General features: G+C 64.1%; 9 protein-coding genes and 1 pseudogene. 6 read left to right on the top strand and 4 right to left on the bottom strand.

Annotation, left to right across the window (positions count from 1 at the left end; translation table 11 throughout):
- Window positions 1–297: 297 nt before the first annotated feature.
- Both ACFW3L_RS01910 and ACFW3L_RS01915 read left to right on the top strand, forming a co-directional pair.
- Entirely contained in the window at window positions 298–1,110 is an 813-nt protein-coding gene (locus ACFW3L_RS01910; protein ID WP_378735251.1) for a Hachiman antiphage defense system protein HamA, read from the top strand.
- Entirely contained in the window at window positions 1,107–4,055 is a 2,949-nt protein-coding gene (locus ACFW3L_RS01915) for a DEAD/DEAH box helicase (protein WP_378735253.1), read from the top strand. The genes ACFW3L_RS01910 and ACFW3L_RS01915 overlap by 4 nt, the downstream gene beginning before the upstream one ends.
- Window positions 4,056–5,854: 1,799 nt before the next feature.
- Here ACFW3L_RS01915 and ACFW3L_RS01920 read toward each other — a convergent pair.
- The 3 genes and pseudogenes from ACFW3L_RS01920 to ACFW3L_RS01930 form a co-directional block, all read right to left on the bottom strand.
- A pseudogene (locus ACFW3L_RS01920) lies at window positions 5,855–6,211 on the bottom strand (tyrosine-type recombinase/integrase); the annotation flags it as partial.
- 544 nt (window positions 6,212–6,755) lie between these two features.
- Window positions 6,756–13,007, bottom strand: a complete 6,252-nt coding sequence (locus ACFW3L_RS01925) for an RHS repeat-associated core domain-containing protein (protein ID WP_378735256.1) — start codon at window positions 13,005–13,007, stop codon at window positions 6,756–6,758.
- Between the two features lie 466 nt (window positions 13,008–13,473).
- Window positions 13,474–16,971, bottom strand: coding sequence for a LamG-like jellyroll fold domain-containing protein (locus ACFW3L_RS01930; protein WP_378735258.1), 3,498 nt, complete (start codon window positions 16,969–16,971; stop codon window positions 13,474–13,476).
- Between the two features lie 442 nt (window positions 16,972–17,413).
- On the opposite strand from ACFW3L_RS01930, the gene ACFW3L_RS01935 reads away from it, so the two are divergent.
- Window positions 17,414–19,159: a stealth family protein gene (locus ACFW3L_RS01935; protein ID WP_378735260.1), complete on the top strand. Its 1,746-nt coding sequence runs from the start codon at window positions 17,414–17,416 to the stop codon at window positions 19,157–19,159.
- Between the two features lie 496 nt (window positions 19,160–19,655).
- Here the strand turns inward: ACFW3L_RS01935 and ACFW3L_RS01940 are convergent, their stop codons facing one another.
- Entirely contained in the window at window positions 19,656–19,901 is a 246-nt protein-coding gene (locus ACFW3L_RS01940) for a hypothetical protein (RefSeq protein WP_378735262.1), read from the bottom strand.
- A gap of 214 nt (window positions 19,902–20,115) precedes the next feature.
- Here ACFW3L_RS01940 and ACFW3L_RS01945 point away from each other — a divergent pair, with 214 nt between their 5' ends.
- The 3 genes from ACFW3L_RS01945 to ACFW3L_RS01955 are packed head-to-tail and all read left to right on the top strand — an operon-like array spanning window position 20,116 to window position 22,468.
- Window positions 20,116–20,688: a copper resistance protein CopC gene (locus ACFW3L_RS01945; RefSeq protein WP_378735264.1), complete on the top strand. Its 573-nt coding sequence runs from the start codon at window positions 20,116–20,118 to the stop codon at window positions 20,686–20,688.
- Window positions 20,685–21,248 (top strand): copper chaperone PCu(A)C, encoded by a 564-nt coding sequence (locus ACFW3L_RS01950; protein ID WP_378735266.1) that lies wholly within the window; start codon window positions 20,685–20,687, stop codon window positions 21,246–21,248. The genes ACFW3L_RS01945 and ACFW3L_RS01950 overlap by 4 nt, the downstream gene beginning before the upstream one ends.
- Window positions 21,248–22,468 (top strand): Dyp-type peroxidase, encoded by a 1,221-nt coding sequence (locus ACFW3L_RS01955; RefSeq protein WP_378735268.1) that lies wholly within the window; start codon window positions 21,248–21,250, stop codon window positions 22,466–22,468. The genes ACFW3L_RS01950 and ACFW3L_RS01955 overlap by 1 nt, the downstream gene beginning before the upstream one ends.
- The last annotated feature ends 6 nt before the right edge of the window (window positions 22,469–22,474 follow it).

The following is a 22,474-nucleotide window of genomic DNA, read 5'->3' on the forward strand; positions in this document are numbered from 1 at the left end:
GCGCAACTGTGGGGCTCTTACAGCAGTCCGTTTCGACCTTGCTAGTCCCGGTTCGAAGTCCGGATCCGACGGACCCGGTCCCGCCGATTCGTCAGCGAGGGGCAGGGTTGTCCCAGTACGGCGCGAAGATATCGACACTGGTCACAGCCCCGCAGCGGTCGCACTCGCCAGGCGGATGACGGGAGGTGGGCCCGGCATACGCCGCAGCCTCCACCAACCTCGATACGAGACACTATCGTGGTGACGGCGGCTGGCAGATAGCGAAGCCGGTCCTGGTTTGGGAATAGGTGAGTCACGGTGCAGGAACTGGATGTTGACCTCGAGTCGTTCGGGGATATCTTCGCCACAATCCAGAGTTCTCCGTTCATTCTCGTTGAGGTCGAAGCCGGTCAGGTTTCGCTTCTTGCGAAGCAACTCGGTGTACCGGTCCGCCGTTGCTACATCTCAGATGAGAGGCTCCAAGATCGGATAACGCGGACGTCGGCCTCTGCCCAGGAGATCATCGCCGCGAAGCTGCCGGATCGGGGCTCCACGATGGCTGGCGACTTCGGTGAGATACTCACCGCGCTGTTTCAGGCCGCTCGCGAACACCCGAACGAAGTCCTCGACCCTAAGAAGTGGCGGCTCAAGCAGGACCGCACCAAGGCTGCGCCGTACTCCGACGTTGTGCAGATGATCTTGCCGCACTGGCCGGTGGCATCGGATGAAGATCGCATCATCTGTTCCGAGGTCAAGACCAAGTCGACAAGTGGCCACTCGGAGCCGATCACGAGCGCGATCGAGGACTCAAAGAAGGATAGTTCTCAGCGTTTCATCAAGACGCTCAACTGGCTGAAGGAACGGGCCCTGGATACGGGCCTCTCAACTGTGTCAGTCGACCAGCTGGACCGCTTCATCCGCGCGATCGACCACCCGACGGCGCACCGCGAGTTCCGGGCGGTGGCGGTCATCTCGACCAGCCTGGTGGCAGCCGAGATCCAGGATGTGGTGGCCCCTCCACCGGATGAGAGGGCGCTGATCGTGATCTCGGTCCCCGACTTGAAATCGAACTACGAGTCGGTCTATAACGCGGCACTGCTGAGCGCTGACGAGTCCGAGGCTGTGGCATGAGGGAGACGCTGGGGCGATGGATCGCGGACGCGGAGACCCACTACGCCATCGAGGACTTCAAGCTTGCAGCGCATCTAAGCCAGCTCGACTACCTCGACGGCCGCACCATGGACCTGTACTACTCCCTTGTCGGGGAGTTGTTCGACATGGTGCGGAGTGGGGACGCCGATCCGGCGGACTGGGCTTCCCTCGGCCGCGCACTGGACTCAGTTAGCCGGGAACTACAAGCCGGTGCTCGAGCCGATGCCTTGTTCTTCGCCTCGGTCGCGTTCTATTTGGGTGGGTACCCCGCGTCGGCGGTGATGACGATGCGTCGCACTGGCCCTCAATATTGGGAGACGGACGAGCAGAGGGCAGCACACGAGTTGCTAACCCGCTCTGCGAGCCCGGCTTCGGCTCTCACCCGCACGCTGGTCGCCTCGCTTCGGAGTGGGAACGCTCAGGTCATCGATACGGCAGTCGCCACAGCCGAACTCGGCGCGGCGCGAGCGCTTGAAGTCGGACCGGAGGAGTGGGTGTCGCACCGCCTCTACCTGGCGTTGCTCCAGCGATTCCGGCAAACCCACCTGCGAGCGATTCTGCCAGACGGCGCGACCCGCAGATGGGATCCGCTTGTCGAGTCATTCCTCGATCGATGGCAACCCGTCTGGGACTTCTTCCCCTCCCAGATCGAGGCCATCAATGCTGGGCTGCTCACCAGCGCCCACTCGTACTCGCTGCAGATGCCCACAGGTGCAGGCAAGACCGCGCTGACTGAGACGCTCATCTTTGACCACCTGACACACTCAGCTGAGCGCAAGGCTGTACTCCTGGTCCCGTACCGCGCGCTGGCCCGTGAGCTGCGAGGAAGCGTCGGCCGACACCTCACCAAGATGGGCCTGCGCTCACGGACTGTCTACGGGGGCACAGTGCCGGGCATCGAAGAGAGCGAGGACCTCGAGGACGTCCGCGTCATCATTGCGACACCCGAAGCACTGACCGGCTTGATCGGCTCCCACCCCGAACTCCTGACAGCGATTTCCCTCGTCGTCTGCGACGAAGGACATCTCCTCGACAGCGGGGCTCGAGGTGTAGGTCTTGAGCTTCTGCTGGCCCGACTGAAAGCACGGAACCCAAGCCCGCGGATCGTGTTCGTCTCCGCGATCGTGCCGAACGTCGAGGAGATCAACACATGGCTCGGTGGATCCGACACAACCGTCGTTCGCAGCGACTACCGACCGTCGATCGCTGAGTTCGCGGTGCTACGATCTAACGGCTCCGGGAGCCGGGCCACGATCGGGCTAGAGCTGCACGAACCATCCACCTCGGTACCGGCCCACACGCTTCCAGAGTTCCTACGCCCTGCGGATTTCCAGTTCACGAACCCGTCCACCGGTCGACGCAACACCTACGCCTACTCCTCGACGAAGACGCGAGCTGTAGCGGCCGCGCGTAAGGCGCTCACCCTCGGTCCGGTCGCGATCTTTGCCACCGAAAAAGGGGGTGACCGTGGGGTCGTTGGGTTAGCGAGCGAACTCCTCAGGCAGATTGACTCGGGACTTAGCCTTCCCCTGCCTCAGAACTACGTTAAGGACACTGCTCTCGTCGACTCCGCAGTGGCTTATCTCGCCGGTGAGTTCGGAGACGATTGGGTGGGCACGAGATTGCTTCAAGCGGGGGCGATCGTTCACCATGGCGATGTGCCGCAGGAGACCCGCGAAGTTCTCGAGGAGCTCGTTTCGGATCGGAACGTCCCGATGGTCATGTGCACCAACACGCTGGCTGAGGGTGTCAACCTCCCGCTTCGAACGATGGTGCTGTACTCCGTGAAGCGAAGCTCGGACGGGAGCGCTCCGCGGGCAATGCTGGCCCGCGACATCAAGAACCTCGTCGGTCGGGCCGGCCGGGCTGGCAGCTCTACCAGAGGCCTGGTGATCTGCGCCAACCCCGACGACTGGGCGGCGGTCAGCCCGGTTGCCGCAGGCCAACCCGGCGAGCCAGTCGAAGGCGCAGTCATCGAGCTGATCCGCCGACTCGAACGAGCATTGGTCAGCAACCGGTTGCAGCTCACCAACGAGGTGATCGAACAGAACGCGCCGCTCTTCCCGCTGGTTGACGGCGTTGACTCCGCGCTGATCGAGCTCATCCGCGACGAACTTGGGGCCAACGAGTTCGCGCAGATCGCACAACAACTGGCCGCCGAGACGTTCGCCGCGACAAAGGCGAACACTGGCGAGCAGGAGCTGCTCCAACATGTCTTCGAGCTCCGGGCGCGTCGGATCGTTGATATGCGGTCGTCAGGACGCCTTGCGCTGGCGCGGACGACCTCCGCTCGACCTCGACTCGTGGACCAGGTGATCGACAATCTTCTCCCGCGCTACACGGCCTGGAACACGGCAGACTCGCCCCTAGATCCGGATCTTGTCCGCGTCCTCGTGGATTGGGCCCTCGAGCAGCCGGGGTTTACAGAGGAGGCCCAGGCCGCTTACCGCCGCACCCAGGTGACCGACATCGGAACCTCCCTGTCGCAGCTCGTGCTGGCGTGGCTTGAGGGTCGCACCTTCAGAGACATCGCGCAGCGCGTCGGTATCGACATCGACGCCCTACTTCGCATCCACGCGAAGATTGTCCTGTTCGACCTCGTGACACTTATCGAGCAAGCAGTCGCGCTAATACAGGAGCACACCACCGAAGCGGGCAACGAGCTTCCCCCAGCGATCGCAGCATTCCCGGATTTTCTTCGCTTCGGGGTCCCCACGCCCGCCGCGCGGGAGCTGATGGCGCGCGGGGTGCGGCACCGCTTGGCAGCGATCGCGCTCGGCTCCGATCAGGCGATGGAGTCAACCACAAACATCTTCGCCACCCCGTGGGTGACCGCACGAGACCTGCTGACGGATGAAGACACCTGGCTTCCTCGCCTAGGTGAACTCGTTTATCAGCGCACCGTCGCTGATGTAGCAATCTGAAGATCCGTCTAGTATTGCAACGACATCTTTCAAAAAAGATGGCCACAGAGGGCAAATAACCGTGTGTGGCCATCACTGACCTCGGAACCTGGTCACGGTCCTTCTCCGAGTTCACCTCGTCCTTCGTCCACCACTTCTCCCGCGTTGAGTCCCGCAGACAGGCCACTTCCTAGCTACGCGGACTCCTCAGCGAACTGGAGCGCAAGAACGGGTAGACCCCGGCCAAGATGTAGCGGCGTTCACAAAGAACAAGAGAGCAATCGCCCAAAGATCTCGCCATCGACCATCGGACGCCGCCAGGGGCCAGTGTGTGCTCCGTTTGCGCTCCGCAGTTTTGGACCGGGGCGTCGTCGGGCGGCACCCCTTGACACGAAACGACAGCAGTGATCGGATGGATTGGGACGAAACGGCACCCTGCGACACGTGCGGGAACGAAAGCATCGGACTTCTAATCCGACGGTCGCAGGTTCGAATCCTGCTGGGTGCACCACAAAACCCCAGGTCAGAAGGGGTACACGAGGACCTCCGAGGAGGTCCTCGCGGCGTTTCCGGGGCTTGTGTGCTCCTCAGTACAAAGGGTCAGGCCCAACGCCTGTGCGATGCGCGGGGGTCAGCCCCTCACCTGAACGAAATGCCACCCAGAACCGCTGCGGAGATCAGACGCCTGTTTCGCAGGTCCACTTGTTGCACGCTTTGAGCTTGATCTCCAGGCAGGAGCTTTGCCACGCCCATAGTGCCTGAACGTCTCGCTACACCCCCGGGAGGCGTCCCTAATCCACCAGCTAACCGCCACCGCTGAGTGCCGCTCTAGCCACGTGACTAGGCCATGGGACACCCGGGTGCGATGACCTCCATCGCCCATACAGCATGAGGTAGACAGGACTGACATGACGGAGATCACTTTTTGGCGAGTTTCCCGTTCATGCCAAGGGGAGGATGCACATGAAGAAACCCACGACCTGCACCTTTAAACACTCGACAATCCGGGTGCGTGTGAGGAAAAACACATCCAAATAGGCTTGACCCAGTCAAATGGCAGGGTAAAATTGAGGAGAGATACCTCGCTACCCACATCTTTGGTATCGTCGACGCAGAGGCAGACGCCTCTGCGTTTTTCTGTGTAGCACCTCTGCAAACACGAAAGGCGACGGCTGCGCCGTCGCCTTCGGCCCGTGCACCTGCGCCAACAGGACACGGTCAAGCAGATGAACCACTGCATTGGTTCTATCAAGGTGATCAGGAGTCACATATTGTGTGAAGCCCCAGCCCCTCGCATGAGCGGCTCGGAACACAACGATAACCAAAAACTGGCTACTCAGTCAACAAAAAAGACGCAGGTCACAGCAACCCTGCTCAACAGGCCTCATGGCCGCCTTCTCTTTCGATGCTGCGGACTACGTCATCGTCTGTCTGGTCGGGGGAACCCTACTCTCGATTCTCTTGGCATGGGCCGTCCTGATGACAGCTCAGGTGATGCCAGCGGACTCAGCTCATCGAGTCGACGTCTTCCGCATGATCATGGAAAAACGACGCCAGCGTAGGCGCAAGCGCAAGCGCTAATTCGAGGCGCGATCCACAAGGTGTGGGGTTGGTGTTTTTACGCACCGACCCCATCAGATTGTTCCAGGTTCAGAAGCTCTCTGTGCGAAAAGCCTGGAATCTTCGATCACAGCGGACCTTTGATCCGATGGTCAACACGCCTTGGGCACGAGGAAACCCCAGGCCAGGACGGGCGAACCCGTGTCCTCACCTGGGGTCGAAGCGCCTCGGGGTGCTCCTGGCGTACCCCCCTGAACCGGCTACTGCACCGGCACCAACCCACCCGCCTCAGCAGGGGCCGAATCACCGCGTAGCAGGGCGGCGGTGGCCTCGGCTGCCGCTTTGGCCACGTCCGGGAACACCGTTTGGTAGGCGTCCTGGGTGAAGTGCGTGGTGGAGTGGCCCAGCTCGGCCAAGACCACCTTCACGTCCGTTCCCGCCGCCAACGCCATCGAAGCCGCCCCGTGCCGCAGCCCGTGCAACGTGATCTGTGGGAGTCCGGCTGCTCGGGCGATGCGGGTGAACCAGTCGCTCACGTGCGAGGGGTGCCACCCTTACCCGTTCTGGCGGGTGAACACCAACTCGGAATCCACCCACTCCGGCCCCGCCTTGGCTCTCCTCACGGTCGCACCTCGGTTGCCCCAGCACCGTGCTCCTTCCTCTCCATCGAATAGCGATGAAGGAGCACGCGGAGGTTAATCAACTAAGCGACCAAGGGGGCCTCGAGACTCTTCAAAGAGTCTCGCGCGACCTTTTCCTTCTCATGATTTCAAAACCAAGAAGAAGGACCGAGGACAAAAGCACGAGAACTGCAACAATAAACAACACAACAGCAATCCAACTTGAGCCCAAGTACCAGAACAACCACAGTGTTACAGCAAGCAGAGAGACGACAATCAAATAGATGAATACATAAAGCAACCAAAGCCACCCTAGAGCCTTTTCCCTGAAAGGTATCACCACAAGAGCAGTGGCGATCATCACAACGGCAAATACAGCTAGAGCCGCAGCTAGTACCACATCCGAAATCCCGCCTCGATACTGATATTGAGCAAGACTAGACGAAGCGAGAAAGAGGACCAGAGACGCAGTCGCCAAATTTAACGGCCTCAATTTATTCCTTCACAAAACGAGTGGAGCCGTGAACACAGAAAGCATATATCAGAAAGCACGAATCAAGGCACAAGCCCCCATCCCTCCCCCGATTCCCAAGCCCGCACCGATTCCTGCCCCAGCAGCAGCGCCAGCCTTGGCGCCGGCAACTCCACCGACAGCACCGCCCACTGCAGCACCCGGAGGCCCGGCGATTAGACCGCCGCCCGCAGCTCCAGCTGCACCACCACCGAGAGCACCACTAACACCCCCGTAAATGGTAAACACGAAAGCCGTAGCTCCCCCAACAATGGCGCCATTTGCTACACAGTCAAAGTGATAATGGCCGTTCTTGTTAGAAAAGCGATCTGCAAAGGTGTCGCCTTCCGGCCTTGAAGGTATAGCTTGCCTTCCAGGGCGATCTCTTCTGGGTCCACCGTCTCGACTCATGAAACCACCCCCTGGCCTTCTCGCTCCAAGACTGTCAGGCCAAGCGGGACCGTCATAGGGACCCAAGTGTCTGGGCTCATCGTTTCCCGTGTACGGACCCAGGGGCCGGGGGGTCGCTCGCGGACCATCGTGCAATACACGCGCAGCGAGCCTTCTTCGCACTTCGGCAGCTCGAGCTGCACGTTCACGCGCAGCTCTCTGCGCTGCTGCTCTACGAATGGCAGCCGCCCTCATCGCCGCTGCCCTGCGCTGGGCCGCACGGATGCGTGCCGCGCGAATCTGGGCTGCACGGATACGAGCTGCGCGGATCTGTGCTGCGCGGATTCGTGCGGCGCGAATGGCGGCCTGTCGGATGCGCCAGGCGCGGATCGCCGCCATACGGACCTGGTAGGCACGGATCGCGGCCTGGCGGGCGCGCTGCGCCGCCCAAGCCCTGGCACGGGCGAAGGTCCTGCGCAGGAACAAGCCGTCGGGGTCGGTGAAGGACACAGGGCTGTTGTTCGCGTAGGAGAACGCGTGCATCTGCTGTGAGTCGCTGTAGTCGATCACCGGGTCGGGGGAGATGAACGAACCCAGCTCGTCGTCATAGGAGCGTGCGCCCAGGCGGGTCAGTCCCGTCCCTTCGTCGACCACTCCGCCGACGAACCCGCGGGAGTTGGGCCAGGTACCGCCAGTGGTACCGCGGTCCGTACCGAACGCCGTGAACCGGCGGCGGATCGGTTCGCCGGTGACCGAGTCCAGGGCCAATTGGCCGGTGTTGTGGTGATCCGAGAAGGTCCAGTGCACGTCCCCCGTGGAGGACCGGCTCGCGACGACCTCGTCGTTGTGCTCGTAGAACCGGGTCCCGTTGAAGACCAGCTCGTCCTTGCTGTAGCTGATCTCCGTACCGGGCAGGAAGAGGGTCACGGTTTTGTCGTCGTTCCGGATCAGGCGCTCGCCCTCGGCGTCATAGATGAACGACGAGGTGTGTCCCTCCTGACTGACCTCGACCAGCTGTCCTTCGGCGTCCCATTCGAGGTTCTGCGAGCGGTTGGCGTTCTCTCGGGAGACCATGTTCCCGGCCTCGTCGTAGGCGTAAGTTGAGGTCCCGTTGCTCCCGTTGGAGTCGACCTGGGTGACGGCGTGCGGCCGAGCCTCGCCTCCCTCGGGGCGCTGGAAGGTCCTCACCACGTCGTCGCTCATGATCCCGTGCCGGGTCTCACCGGTCCGGTTGCCGAGCGTGTCGTAGGTGTAGTCGTACCAGTAGGGTGCGGTACCGCCTACGTTGTCGGTGGAAGGCCCGGAGGCGCAGGCGTCCTCACCCTTGTTTCTGGAGGTCCACTCGCTGGTCAGTCGGCGCATCTCGTCGTAGGCGAAGCACTGAACGTCCGTCTGGTCCACTGCGGTGGGCTCGTCACGGATGCTCAGTACGTTGCCAGCTGCGTCGTAGGAGTAGTGCTGTTCGACCAGTGAACCCTGGCCGATCTCGTGGTGGACTCGGGCGCTGAGGATCCGGTTGGTGGCGGGCTCGTAGGTGCGAGTCGACCAGGTGCGTTTGGGAGAGGCCGAGCCGTCGGCGCGGTGGAACTCGCGCTGCAGGATCAGGCCCAGTTTGGAGTAGGCGGTGTCGTTGACGTAGTACAGCGACTCGATCTCGGACAGTCCGCGAACCCGGGTGGGCATGCCCAGCTCGTTGTAGGTGTAGCTCACCACTTCTTCCGGGAGCCCACCGATGGCAGGGAAGGTGTTGGTCCTGATGGTGCCGTCGGAGTTGTAGGTGGTGCGGAAGCGGTAGGAACCACTCAGCGCGCCCAGCCCCTCGTCGGAGGGGATGGTGTAGGTGGTCGAGGTCGGACGCCCCAGGGAGTCGTAGGAACCGATCGACGTGGAGTAGGCGGCCCCGTCCACGTAGCGTGTGGCGCGGGTCAGCTCGCCCAGGGAGACACTGTCGAAGGCCCAGGAAGCCAGCAGCGGCCCGTCCGTGTCGCCTTCGTGCTGTGCGACCTTGCGTCCCAGCGCGTCGTGGACCTGCGTGACCGTCTTCCCACGGGCGTCGGTGGTCGACACCAGCTGGTCGGCGTTGTCGTAGACGTAGGTGGACGTCCCGCGGTCCGGGTCCTCCGTCTTGATCCGTCGACCACGCATGTCGTAGTGGTTACGCCAGACGTTACCGTCGGGGTCCGTCACGGTGTCCAGCTGGCCGTTGGGCGTGTACGTGTAAGTGAGGGCGGTGTAGTCGGCCTCCGGGGTGTCGCCCTCGTGTTGGCGAAGCTCCACGGTCTGACCACGCACGTTCTTGATGGTGGTCGTGGGGATCGCGCCCTCCGCCGGGGTGACCAGCTGCCGGTCCCCGCGGTCCTCGGACGTGGTCCGCCACAGCTCCCTGCCCCTGGAGAAGGTGATGACCTGGGTGGGACGTTCGGCTCCGTCACGGATCGTTTCGGTGTACCGAGGGATCTCGTCCTCGTTGTTGGCCACGAACAGGGACTGTCCGGGGTCGGTCTCGTTGTAGTAGGAGTGACGTGCCTTGGATTCCAGGCCTCGACTGTCGTAGAAGGCCTCAGAGATGACGCGTCCGCCTCCCGGGGCGGGGTTCTGGACCTGGCGTTCACGGAGCAGACCGTCGTAGATCTGGTAACCGGATACGTAGGTACCGTCGTCACGCCGGGTTCGGGTGATCACGACCGAGGGCTGCTCGTTGCTGATGTGGTATTCGAACCGCATGGCGGGGTCGGCGCCGTGGGAACGCTGGTTGTCGGGGGTCCACACCTCAGTGAGTCGACCGAACGGGTCGTAGGCGAGGTCCGTTCTATTGCCGTTCGCGTCGATCTCGGTTGTCGGAAGCCCGCGGGCGGGTTCGTGGTTGACGGTCTCCGTGTGGCCGAGCGGGTTGGTGGTGACGACGGACGTGGCGGTCCCACCGGGAACGTCCGTCTCGTAGACCGTCGTGCTGGTGTTGCCGAGCGCGTCCGTCTCGGAGACGGTGCGCCCGTACTGGTCGTGTTCGCTCTCCGACAGCACCTGGTAGACCGGGGTCGTCCCGTCGTGGTCCTTGACTCGTTGTTCGACAGTCGTCAGCCCGCGGGTGGGTGCGTCCCCGAAGGCCCCTCCGTCGAACAGCGTGCGCTCATCGCTGAGCACGTCGTCGATGGTGGCCTCCACACCACAGCCCACCGAGACCTTCCGGCTGCGCGACACCGCATCCAGGATGTGCAGGTCGAGATTGTCCGCGTAGGTGTGACTCACACACTGGTCGTCATCTGGGTCGCCGGGGTCACCGTGGTCATGGACCTGGGTGATGCGTCCCAGCGAGTCGTACTCGGCGGTTTCCCGGCTGCGCATCCACCCACTGTCCACCGCCGTGTACTGGGTGCTGTCGGCCATGGCCGTCATGCGAGCTTCGAGCTTGCCCCAGGAGTAGGTGCGCTCTCCGGTGACCTGGCTCCAAGGGAGGTTGATGGTCTTCTCCACCACGTCCCCGCCGGGCCCGTTGAGAGTGGTTTCCTCCAGGGTGAACCCGTTGTACTGGTTGTGGTCGGTGTGCTCACCTCCCTCGGAGTCCTTCACCTTCACACTGCGAGTACCGCTGGGCAGCTTGTCACCGTGCATTCCCCGGAAGAAACGATGTTCGGTCTGGGATTGGGTCTGGTTGGGAAGTCCTTCGGTGACCAGGACCCGGCCGTAGCCACGCCAGTCGGACCAGGTCCGGTACTTCTCCTGGCTGACACCGTCCGCGTCACGGAACCTCCAGGCAGGGTCTCCGGCGTACTCGTAGGTGACGATGTTCTCGGGCTGGTCCGTCACCAGGTCGAGCTCGCTGACCTGGGTTACCGCGTACTTGTGGAACCAATCCGTGTACTCGCTCTTGCCGTCGGCGGTGGAGTTGATGACGGGGAAGCAGCGCGTTCCGTTGGAGTGCGGGGCAGGGAAATCGCCAGGGTCGCACTCACCTCCGGAGTAGCTGACGTCGATCTGAGCGCCGCTCTCAGTCAGGATCGAGGTGATGCGCCACTTCATCATGGGCGCGAATCCGTCATCCTGGGTGTCGACCCGGTTTTCGAACTGGGTCCCCCCGAACTTCAGGGTGGGCATGCTCTCGCTGCCCCCGACATGGCCCTTGTGGACGATGGACTCCAACCAGAGGTCGGGCGGGGTCCCGTCACCCGTGCGCGGGTAGCTGTGCTCCAGGTTCCAGGAGTCGACGCTCTGGTAGGTGGATCCGTCGTGAATCTGCGTGGTGACGGAGTCCAGCTTCTTCCGCGTCCAGAACGTGGGCGCGAGCCTGTTGGTGCAGTTCTGACCGGACGCACAGTGTCGGTCGAAGGGGGCGTCGGGCCAGTGCTTGGCGTTGGCGCTCGTGTACTTGTCGGGGGCGCAATCGAAGGAGTCCGTGGGGATGCAGCGCTCGCTGACACCGAAGGTCACCCGCGCCGGTGCGGTGGCGTGGACGTCGTCGGCCCGCAAACCGTAGTCGATACGTCGCAGGTATCCGCCGCGGTCGTAGGACGTCGGGGAGTTGGCCTGGCCATTGCGGCCGTAGTGGTTGCCCTCCTTGGAGTAGTGGAACGTCATGGCGTTGCCATGCGGGTCGACCACATAGTCGAGGTTCCACCTCCAGCCCTGCTGGCACCAGGAGTTGGCGAAGTTCGATCCGTTGCAGGGGTCACCGGACTTGCGGCCGTAGACCGGGACCGTCCAGGTGGAGTTGGTCTCGGAGCTTCCGCTCTTGTGTCCGGGGAGACGGTTCAGGCCGAAGAAGTACTGGATGCCATCGGTCGTGGTGATCTTCCAGTGTTCACCGTCGTTGTCGCCGTTGGTGGCTCCGGTCAGGCGTTCGATCTTGGAGGCGTCGTCATGCCTCATCCTCCAGGTGCCGCCCTCGTCCTGGAACATCTCGCCGGATCGACCGTTCAGGGAGAAGGTGGCGTTCTGGTGTGACCAGCACAAGTCGCCGGTCTTGGCGGCGTCGGGCTGTTCGTCCGCGCAGGGTACGTACTTGCGCTCGATGAATCCCGGTGTGTAGCTGAATCCCTCTCCCGCCCAGGAGGTCTGGTTGTTGGAGGAGGACACCCTACCGTCGACCGAACCGGAGGAGTAGGCCAGCTCGACGCTGGGGGTCAGGTCGCCCGCGATCGGGGGCGTGTCCATGGGGTAGGTCCAGGAGAAGTCTCCCGTCTGGAGGCCCACCTCCCAGCTCGCGGAGGCCGACAGGTCGGTGGCCTTGTAGTCGCCGTTGGAACCGTCTCCGTCAGCGGCGACGGCTAGCAGTACTCCGGTTTCGCCCGACGTCAGTACCGTCGCCGTGACCTGTTGGGTGAGTACGTCGTTGTCGCTCTCCGGTTCTCCGAAGGTCGACTCCTGGCATTCGACGGCGTCATCCAGGAGGCATTCATCCATCTCGACGAGTTCGAGGCGGCCTCCGTAGTCACCCCCGTACGCCTCAGCGAAGTCCGAGTAGTCGACGGTGACGTCGATCGGGCCGGCCACGGTCTCGTCGTCGGCCCTGGTCACTCTGAGCAGGAGTCCCTCGACTCCCGCGTCCTCCGCGAGGGCCTGATCGAGCACCTCCACACGTACCGCGTCGACACTCACGCTGGCCGACGCGGACTCGGTGTTCTCGACGTCCTCCACCTCGTCGGATTCCTCGATCAGCGGAGGATCTTCCCGAGCGGCTTCGGGCTCCGTCTCCTCAGCGGCCTCCGTGTCGTCAGCCTCTGCGGTCTCGGCCGGGCTGGAGTCCTCCTCCGGCGCGGATTCGTCGGTCTGGTCGTCCGTGTGATCAGGTTCGGCGACGTTCTCCGAGTCCTCAGGGGAAGCATCGGCGAGGATCTCCGTCCATTCCGCCAGGACCTCCTCCGACACCCGGGAGACACTGACCGGGCTGCCTGCCACAGGGATCTCCGCGCCGGGTTCGGAGAGACTGACCTCGTCCTGGGTAGCAGAAGGCCATTCCGCGGCCATGGGTACGTCCACGGCTGCTTCAGCGGTGTCTCCGACGGTGGAGACCTCCGTCGAGGAGAGTGCTCCCTCAACGTCATAGCCAGTAACCGATTCTTCGTCCACGGCCTCCGGGCGGACGTTGAAACTGGTGGACGAGGCGGGAACCGTCTGGAGCAGGGTCCCCACCATAAGGAGGACCGTCGCGTAGGCCCCGGGACCTTTCAGGATGCGGATGACCCGGCTGTTGGCCATGGTGCGGGTACGGGGAACTTCCGGTTCCGCGGTGTCGGGTGGAGGCGGTCCTTGCTGCGAACCAGTCGACCCTTGAGGGGTTTCGGACACGAGAAGCCTTTCTGCTGGCAGCCCCGAAGGGCGCCTGAACAAAAATGGGGGAATCAGGCGAATCGCAGGAACTACGTCAGAGGGACGGCGCGGGAGAAATTCCTTCCAGTACCGTTCGGATCTCGTCCTCGTCGAGGACACCCTGGTAGAGGTGGACATCGCTGATGTCACCGGACCAGGGATCGAAGAACGACTTCTCGAACTGCGCGCCACCGATCACGACATCGCCATTGGCGTGCCAGGCCGTGGGAACCGCGACCGGTTCCTGAGCGATCCCGTCAACGAAGAGCGTGGCCTCTCCACGGGTGTGGTCGTAGGTGGCAGCCAAATGGGTCCAGCGCCCGAACTCCACGGTCTGGTTGGAGAGCGATCGGTGCCAGCCGACGGCACCGGTCCGATCCCGCGGCGGCAGCTTCATCACCCAGTTGTCGTGATCGAGAGTGTGCTGGTAGCCGAGGTAGAAGGCGCTCTGTTCCTCACCTTCCTGGGCGATTGCCGTCGAGTTGTGTCCGACCTCGTCCAGACGCACCCAACTCGCGACGGTGTAGCTCCGGTCGGTTCGAACAGCAGGGGCGTCCGTGCGGACGTGCTCTTCCCGTGTCGCGTCCAACGTGACACCAGGAGCGAGCGTCACCTCGTTAAGCGTCTCGTTCCAAGCAGTGAGGGGGTCGGCGTGCAGGGTGGCGGTCAGGCCGTGGTCGGACGAATCCGCCACAGCGGTCCCCTCGGTCTCATCGAGCCTCCAACGGCCTTCCAGGGCGAGGGGACGATTGGCCAGGCGCCACACCTCCGACTGTTCACCGTCGGTGGCGAAGTGCGCGTCATCCGTCAGAACGCGGTCCCACACACGTACGTCATCGATCCCGCCACGCCAGTGTTCGGTGTTGTTGGCGGAGGTTCGGCCACCACCGACCATGAGAGGGCCTTCGGCCTTCCAAGGAGTACTGAGGTGACCGGTGGCTTCCTGTCGCACTCCGTCGACGTAGAGGACGAGGTCCCCGGTGGCAGCGTCGAAGGTACCAAGTAGATGTGTCCACATGCCGGTCTGTGCGGGTTCGTCCGAGAGTGCACGGGACCAACCACTCGCACCAGTCACGTCAGAGGGTGCCATCTTCAGTACCCACCGGTCGTGCCCGAGTGTCTGTTGGTATCCGAGGTAGAAGCCGCTGTTCTCCAGGCCCGTCTGCGCGACGGCGCTTCGGTTGCGGTCTTTGTCGTCCATCCGTACCCACGTCGAGACGGAGAACGACTTCGACGTGTCGATCACCGGCTCATCCGAGACGAGGCGAGCGTTCTCCCCATCGATGTCGATCGCCGCACCCTCGAGCCGGTGCCCACGCTGGGCACGCTCGGCCACGCGCCCGCGAGTCCAGGAGAACTCGCCGGTCGCCGTCAGTACGCGGTCGGAGTTGGCGGAGTCCGCGACGGTGTCACCCTGCCCCTCCCCCAACGGGAGATGGGAGATCGGGCTACTCGGTGGAGCTACGAGGAAGTAGTAGGCGAGCTCACACTCGGACGAGTTGCCATAGGCGTCCACCGTTCGCGCGTAGATCATGTTGGCGCCGCCACGACTGGGAGTGATGGGAACAGTCGAGCTGGCTCCGGGTTGATCGAGCTTCACCTCGGTCGTGCAGGAGGTGTCGTTGAGGCTGTAGTAGTACGAGGTAGCTTCTTCGACCCCGTTGTTGTCGAAGGTGAAATCACCCGTGCGTCCGACGCTGCCGTGCAGGTCGTCGTCGGCGGGATAGGCAGTCGAGGTCACCTTCGGACCCGTGTCGGGTTTGGTGGTGTCGATCTTGATCCAGCACCAGCCGGACCAGGAGGGACTCCATGCGACCTCGTCGTGTGCCATCGCCCGGTACCCCAGGAGCTGGTTCTCTGGGAGGCCGGAGACGGTGACCGCCCGTTCCGATCCCTCAGGCCAATAGCCGACATCGGCATAACTGGAGTCCGCGTTTCCGAGTTGGTCACCCTCGCCGTCGGCCCACCAGGCGACACGCGCCTTGAGTTTCTGGCCGCCCCAGGCCGCCCGAGCGTCGTAGTCACGAACGGTGGCACGGAAGGTCGTCGTGGTGTTGTTGATCAGCCGTGGCTTGGACTTATCGGTGGAACACGCTCCGCCAAGAGAGTCGGACATGGTGGCGGTGCTCACCTGTGCCGGCGGATTGTTGTAGTTGACGACCAGAACCGGCGGCTTGCTCTTGGTGTTGAATCGGCGCCAGGCGGCGGTGCCCTGTTCGTCCCGCTCCTTGAGCCGCAGATAGATGTGCGAGGCGTTGTTGTTGACACCCCATCGATAAGCGGATGTGGCGTCGAACTCCACCCCGCTGCTCGACGGACAGGTCGCCCATCCGCCCCTCACGTTCTGGGTGTCCACCACCCCGCCCTGAGTCGCGGGCGCGTTCCTCCATGTGGAGTTGCGGTTGAAGGCGCTGACTCGCTGCAACTGGATCCGGGAGTCGCTGTTGCAGTTGTAGGCCCAGTCGACCTCGGTGCGCAGGGTCGCGGAGTTGATGGTGGTGTGCGCCTGGTTGGTGCGAGCCATCACCGTGAACTGGAAGAACGCACGTCGAGTGAACGTTCCCTCAGGCCCCGAGTAGCGGCCCACGCCAACCGAGTCGCGGGAAGGGTTGAAGTAGGACTGGTTCACGTAGGCGCTGTCCACGTAGCCCCAATTGGGGCGGCTGGCGTTCACCGAAGGATCGATGTAGACCGGGAACTCGGTCGCTTCGTCCACGAGCATGCCCTGGTCCGGAACCAGACGGATGGCGTCCACCGTCACTGAGGTATCCACGGACTGCACCCGGGCTCCCAGCGGAGCCGCGACCGTGGGGTCGTCGGCTCCCTCTTCCTCGACCGTCGAGTCCCACATGGCCGGCGCCTCGGCGGAGAAGACACTCTCTCCGCCCAGATCACCGACCGCGTCCAGATTCCCGTGCTCGTCCGCAGTCATCGTCACACCCGTGGTGTCCAGCGGGAGTTCGAGCTCAGCCAGTTCAGGCAGCTGTGCGGCCTCTGGGGTGTTGACGACCAGAACCTGGGTGAAGCCCTCCACCCCTGCGGTCAACACGAGGTCCACGTCCGGCAGAACATCGGGATAGGTGGCCTGATCACCGTCCAGCACCGGCTCGGGGAGATCCCCGATCCAGCCCAAACGAACGCTGTTGGAACCGATCCCGATGTGGACCATCGCGTCGTCACCACCTCCGGAGAAGGCGATGTCCATACCTGCGGCACGTGGTCGAACCAAACCGTCATCGGACTGGGTCAGGGCGGTGTCCACATCCATCCAGCCGCTCTCGGAACGAACTCGGACCGGCAGCATCGAGGCTTCCGCAGTGAAGGTGCCGTCCGGATTCGCGAAGTGCTGGGTCTTCTCGTCGGTCAGCCCAGGGATCGCGACGGGCTCCCCCGTCTCCTTGGCCACCTCCAGCGCGTCCATATCCTCAGTCGCTTCGTCGACCGTGCTGTCTGGTGGATCAGGATCAGCCGCCGCTGGGGGCGCGAAGAGCAACGAAAGAGCCAGAGCGACAGCGGTGGAGACCGCTGTCGCACGGGTCACGGAGCGACGCATGGGGGAGACCGTTCAGTTTTGAGGTACGGGGGATGTGAGGACCACCAGCACTGATTCACTGTTGCGATCCGAAAGGGACGCTAACCAAGACATTCATCCCACCACAAGCAAGAAAGGCGCAGCACCGAGACCGCTCGCGAGAAATGGAACCGGGAACCATCATTGACATGCATGTCTCTGATTTGGCCACATCTGGCCAGGCCAACCGGTCAACCAAGCTGACGTTCCCTCTCGACGACACCACCGGACACCCCTTGACCTTGCCGGTAACACACCTGGTCAGAGCATCCTGACGGAACGTAGGAGACGAAACCGTCTCGATGCCAGAAAACAGACAACGGACCATCCGACCAACCCGTCTTCGTGCTGATCCCAGACGGAACCCGGTACCGCCGCGTTCCACGTCCACAAGCGCGCAGCACACACAGGAGGGTCGAGGTCCATGCCCCTGGCATCTCGTATCAAGAGCACCGGAGAACGTCTCCTGCCCCAGGCAACCCGGGAACGCCTGGAGACCGATCGTCAGGACGCCGCTGCTCGTGTGGCCGAGGAGCGGCGTCTGGCCAAGATCGCCAAGCGCCGTGAAGGGCTTCTCACGAACGATGCGACGGTGCGGGCCTTCTCCCTGGACGAGGGAGAGTTCCTGGGTCGAACAGTGGAGCGGTTCACCGCCGCAGGCGCCTCGGCCCGCAACCTGGAGCTGGTCACCGACGCCCTTGAGCACGCGAAGGTCGACTACTTCCTGGTACGGGGACGCTCACCCCTGCGCCACGTGGTGGGGGTGCACAGATCCGAGCGCAAGCGGATCCTGGATGCCATGCGTGAGCTGTACGGCAACAGTCCCTTGTTCGCGATCAAGCCGGGTAGTGGTGGTGTCGTCAGCGCCTTCTCCGCCTACGTGGACGGAGCCCTGGCGGAGGAGGTCAAGTCGGGCCTGATCATCCGCTTCGCCGAGCCCCTGCTCTCCCCCGGCGGTCAGGTCCTGGCAGGGTTCGAGTACGGCTGTGACGTGCAGTTCTGGCGCGACGGCGCGAAGCTGCTGGAGCGGGACAACGTCGAGGAACTCCTGGGAAGGTTGCGTGTACAGGCATCGGCCGAGGTGCTCGCAGACTCCCTGGTCGGCCCCACCCGGAACAAGGTCACGGACGTTCTTCCCAGCTCCCAGCGCAAACCCGCCACACTCACCGTGCACGGACGCGAGTACCCCACCTTCGAGCCGTTCACCTGGAAGCTCCCCGACGACATCGACTTCCCGATCGACGTGGTCTACACCTGGGTGGACGGTGCGGACCCCGAGCACGCCACGAAGCGAGCGCGCCACCAGCCGGAGACGGCTTCCGCGCACGAGCATGCTTCCAACGCCTCGCGCTTCACCAGTCGTGACGAACTGCGGTACTCACTGCGTTCACTGGAGGCCTACGCGCCATTCGTGCGCCACGTGTACCTGGTGACGGATGGCCAGGTACCGAACTGGTTGGACACCGAGGCCTCGGGCGTCAGTGTGGTGGACCACCGGGACATCCTGCCCGCCAGCGCGCTGCCCACCTTCAACTCCCACGCGATCGGCTCCCGGCTGCACCGCATCCCCGGTCTGGCCGAGCGCTACCTGTACCTGAACGATGACGTGTTCATGGCGCGTCCAGTGCGGGCTGGCCAGTTCTTTCATGCGAACGGAATCGCTCAGGTGCCGTTCTCTCCGTTCCAGTTCGGCACCGGCGCTCCGGTCTCGGGCGAGCCAGCACCGAACTCCGCGGGGAAGAACGTACGCGCGCTCCTGGAGCGGGACTTCGGCCGCTCCATCACGAACAAGTTCAAGCACGCCCCGCACCCGCAGATCCGCCAGGTCTGTGTGGAGTTGGAGGAGCGCTACCGCGAGGAGATGGAACGCACCGCCCACAGCCGGTTTCGTTCCCTGGACGACGTGGCCGTGGCCGCGACCCTGCACCATCACTACGCGTTGTTCACCGGGCGCGCCGTGCCCGGTGAGTACCGGATGCGCTACGTGAACATCGGGCTCCCGGACGCAGCCGAACGGCTGGAGGCATTGAGGTCCGCTGAGGAGGTGGACTTCTTCTGCCTCAACGACGTCGACACCCCGGACGAAGCCCAGGAGGCTGTGGCCCGGATGGTCCACGAGTTCCTGGAGTCCCGTTTCCCGTTCCCCTCCCGCTACGAGAAGAGTGTCTGACTGGACTTTCCGTGGTGGATCATCGGATCATCGCGTCGACTGCGTGATCCGTTCGTGATCGCGGTTTCGGAATTCCAACATCAGCCAGCGGGAACTCCTCCAGTGTCGAAGTGGCGCCGAAACTGGAGGGCCGCCCTCTCACTTGAGAATTCCAGACCTGGAAACCACCAGACACGTCAAAACTCCTCGACCAAACGCGGCTCCTGGATGAATGCCGACCCAACAAAATACCCTTGCCCCAGATACGGAAGATCAACTTCTCCCGCCACTATCCTGGCCAAAAGTTCACAGACCCCACCCTGAAACTGCCATCAGAGACCCCCACTGCCCAGCACCACCGTCCAGCTCGAGAGATCCGGGTCATAGAAGATATAAACGTTCTCTCCGAACATCTCCCGCATGAACAAATTATATGGGTTTCGACTAGAAATCCATGATGCGCCGACCCGTCGAGAATCATTCATGAACGCAACTCGGAAACCTCTTCCGCCAGGAATTAAACAGGATGGTTTCCCTCCTCGATAACCTCTCTGGGGTCCGCACCATCGACGCCAGCAACACTGAAGAGTAGTTCCGCGTCGTCGATCGTCGAAACGACACCCCCGTATTTGTTCATGAGGCGAACACAGTCCTGTGGGAGAGGCCGGCCCCGAACACGCTCTATCGATTCTGCGGCGAACCACTGTCCAGACACCGAATCTCCCATCATCCGACTGATCTCCTCGAAGTACTCATCACTCATCGGGTCCTCCTTCGTGTCTTGCTCCGCTCCCCCGGTACGCGGCCGGACACCTCGTTTCGCTGATCCCTGCGACGGCCAGTGTGATCCCTCCACGCCCGCCGATCGCGGTCCCGCGGCTCCACGGGAATCGATGGGAACTGCCGGGAACTCCTGGCGGCTGACGGACGACTTCTCGTAGTGCCGACCATGTGGTCGCACACGACGAGGAGGATCCATGCGGGGCACCCTCGCCCTACTCTGCGCCGTCACCACCGCCCTGGTGCTCACACCCGCACCAGCCCTCGCCCACGACACCCTGCTCTCCTCGACCCCGGAGGACCAACAGGCGCTGCCGTCCGCTCCGGACGAGGTCCGGCTGACCTTCAGCGGTCCACCGATGGACGTCTCCACCGCCGTGCTGATCCTCGACTCCGCAGCGGAGCCCGTCACCACCACGGAGCCGCTCGTGGACGGTCACGAGGTCAGTGTCGAGCTTCCCTCCGACCTGGCGGACGGCGGGTACGCGGTCCGCTGGCGGGTGGTCTCCAGCGACGGACACCCGATCAGCGGTGCCCTCACCTTCCAGGTGGGCGAGGGCGGGCCACCCCCGCCGGACCTGGAGGCCGCTCCGCCCGACGAGTCCGACGACGGGGGCGCGGTCGCGGGCCCCTCCACGACCCTCGCCCCTCCACGCGAGGCCGTCCTCGCCCTGGTCGGCGCACTGATCGGGGTCCTCCTCTATGCCGCTGCCCTGCGCCTGCGGCGCCCCAGGTCCCAGCACACTCCAACCGAACAGGAAGTCCGATGACCCTCACCGCCCGCTCGCTCCTGATCCCGACCGCCCTGGGCGTCTCCCTGCTCCTGGGCTCCTGCGCCTCCACCACTCCGGCGGAGGAGGACACCGCCGTCCAGGAGGGGTCCGCCGCACAGGCCGACCTGGTCTCCGTCTCCGACTCGTGGGTCAAGGCCGCCGCGGCCGACGACGGCATGACGGCCGCGTTCGGCGTCCTGACCAACGAGGGCGGAGCCGAAGCCGTCATCGTGGCCGCGAGCGCTGAGGAGGTCTCCGACATGGTCGAACTGCACGAGGTCGTCAGCGGGGACGACGGCACCATGGTGATGCGGGAGAAGGACGACGGCTTCTCCGTTCCCGCCGGATCCGAACACGAGCTCTCCCCCGGCGCCGACCACATCATGATCATGGGTCTGGCCCGGGACCTGGAGCCCGGCGCGGAGGTCACCGTCACGCTCGAGTTCGAGGACGGCTCCACCCACGAGTTCACCGCCCCGGTGAAGGACTTCGAGGGAGCGAACGAGAACTACGACGGTGACCACGGGGACTCCGACGACGGCCACGGGGACCACTGATGGATCGCCCCGAGGAGGAGGGCGCCCGGCCCTCGCGCAGAAGCGTCCTGTGGGGTGGTGCGGCCGCCGCCGGAGTGGGCGCGGTCGCGCTCAGTGGTGGTGACGCCCTCATCCGTTCCCTGCGTTCTCCCGGGGAAGCGGTCTCGGCGGACCAGGTGCACGGTGATCGCACCCACCCCTTCCACGGCGCCCGTCAGGCGGGGATCGCGACGCCGCCGCAGGCCCACGCCAGATTCGTCGGTGTCGACCTGCGCGAGGACGTCGACTCCGACGGGGTGCGTCGGCTGCTCACCCTGCTCTCCGACGACGCCGCACGGCTCACCCAGGGCAGATCCGCCCTGGCCGACACCGAACCCGAACTCGCCTCCTCCCCCGCCGGACTGACCGTGACCCTGGGCTTCGGCCCCGGCCTGGTGGAGCGGGTCGACCCGGGGCTGGTCCCGGACTGGCTGGGGCCGCTGCCGGAGTTCGACACGGACCGGCTGGAGGACGGCTGGTCCCACGGAGACCTGCTGCTCCAGGTGTGCGGCGACGACCCGTTGACGCTCTCCCACGCCGTGCGGATGCTCCTCAAGGACACCCGTGCCTTCGGTTCGGTGCGCTGGTCCCAGGACGGCTTCCGCCGCTCCTACGGCGCCGAACCGCAGGGGACCACGATGCGCAACCTCTTCGGCCAGGTCGACGGCACGGTCAACCCCGAGCCGGAGGAGGCGGACTTCGACCCCCTGGTCTGGTGCGGGGAGGGCGCTCCGGCCTGGCTCCGGGGTGGGACGGCGATGGTGCTGCGGCGGGTCTCGATGGACCTGGACGAGTGGGACCGCCTCGACCGCCCCGGCCGGGAGGACTCAGTGGGGCGGCGTCTGGACAACGGTGCCCCGCTCACCGGGGAGGAGGAGCACGACGAACCGGACCTGGAGGCGATGACGCCGCTCGGCTTCCCGGTGATCGCCGAGTACGCGCACATCCGCCGCGCACGCTCGGAGGACCCCGACGAGCGGATCTTCCGTCGCGGCTACAACTACGAGTCGGAGGGCGACGCCGGACTGCTGTTCGCCTGCTACCAGCGGGATCCGAGCCGGCAGTTCGTACCGATCCAGCGTCGCCTCGACGAGTTGGACCTGCTCAACGAGTGGATCACCCACATCGGCTCGGCGGTGTTCGCGGTCCCTCCGGGCTGCGCGGAGGGCGGCTTCGTCGGGCAGACCCTGTTCGAGGCCTGACCGGGT

Source organism: Nocardiopsis sp. NPDC058789, assembly GCF_042745575.1.
Lineage (GTDB): Bacteria > Actinomycetota > Actinomycetes > Streptosporangiales > Streptosporangiaceae > Nocardiopsis > Nocardiopsis eucommiae.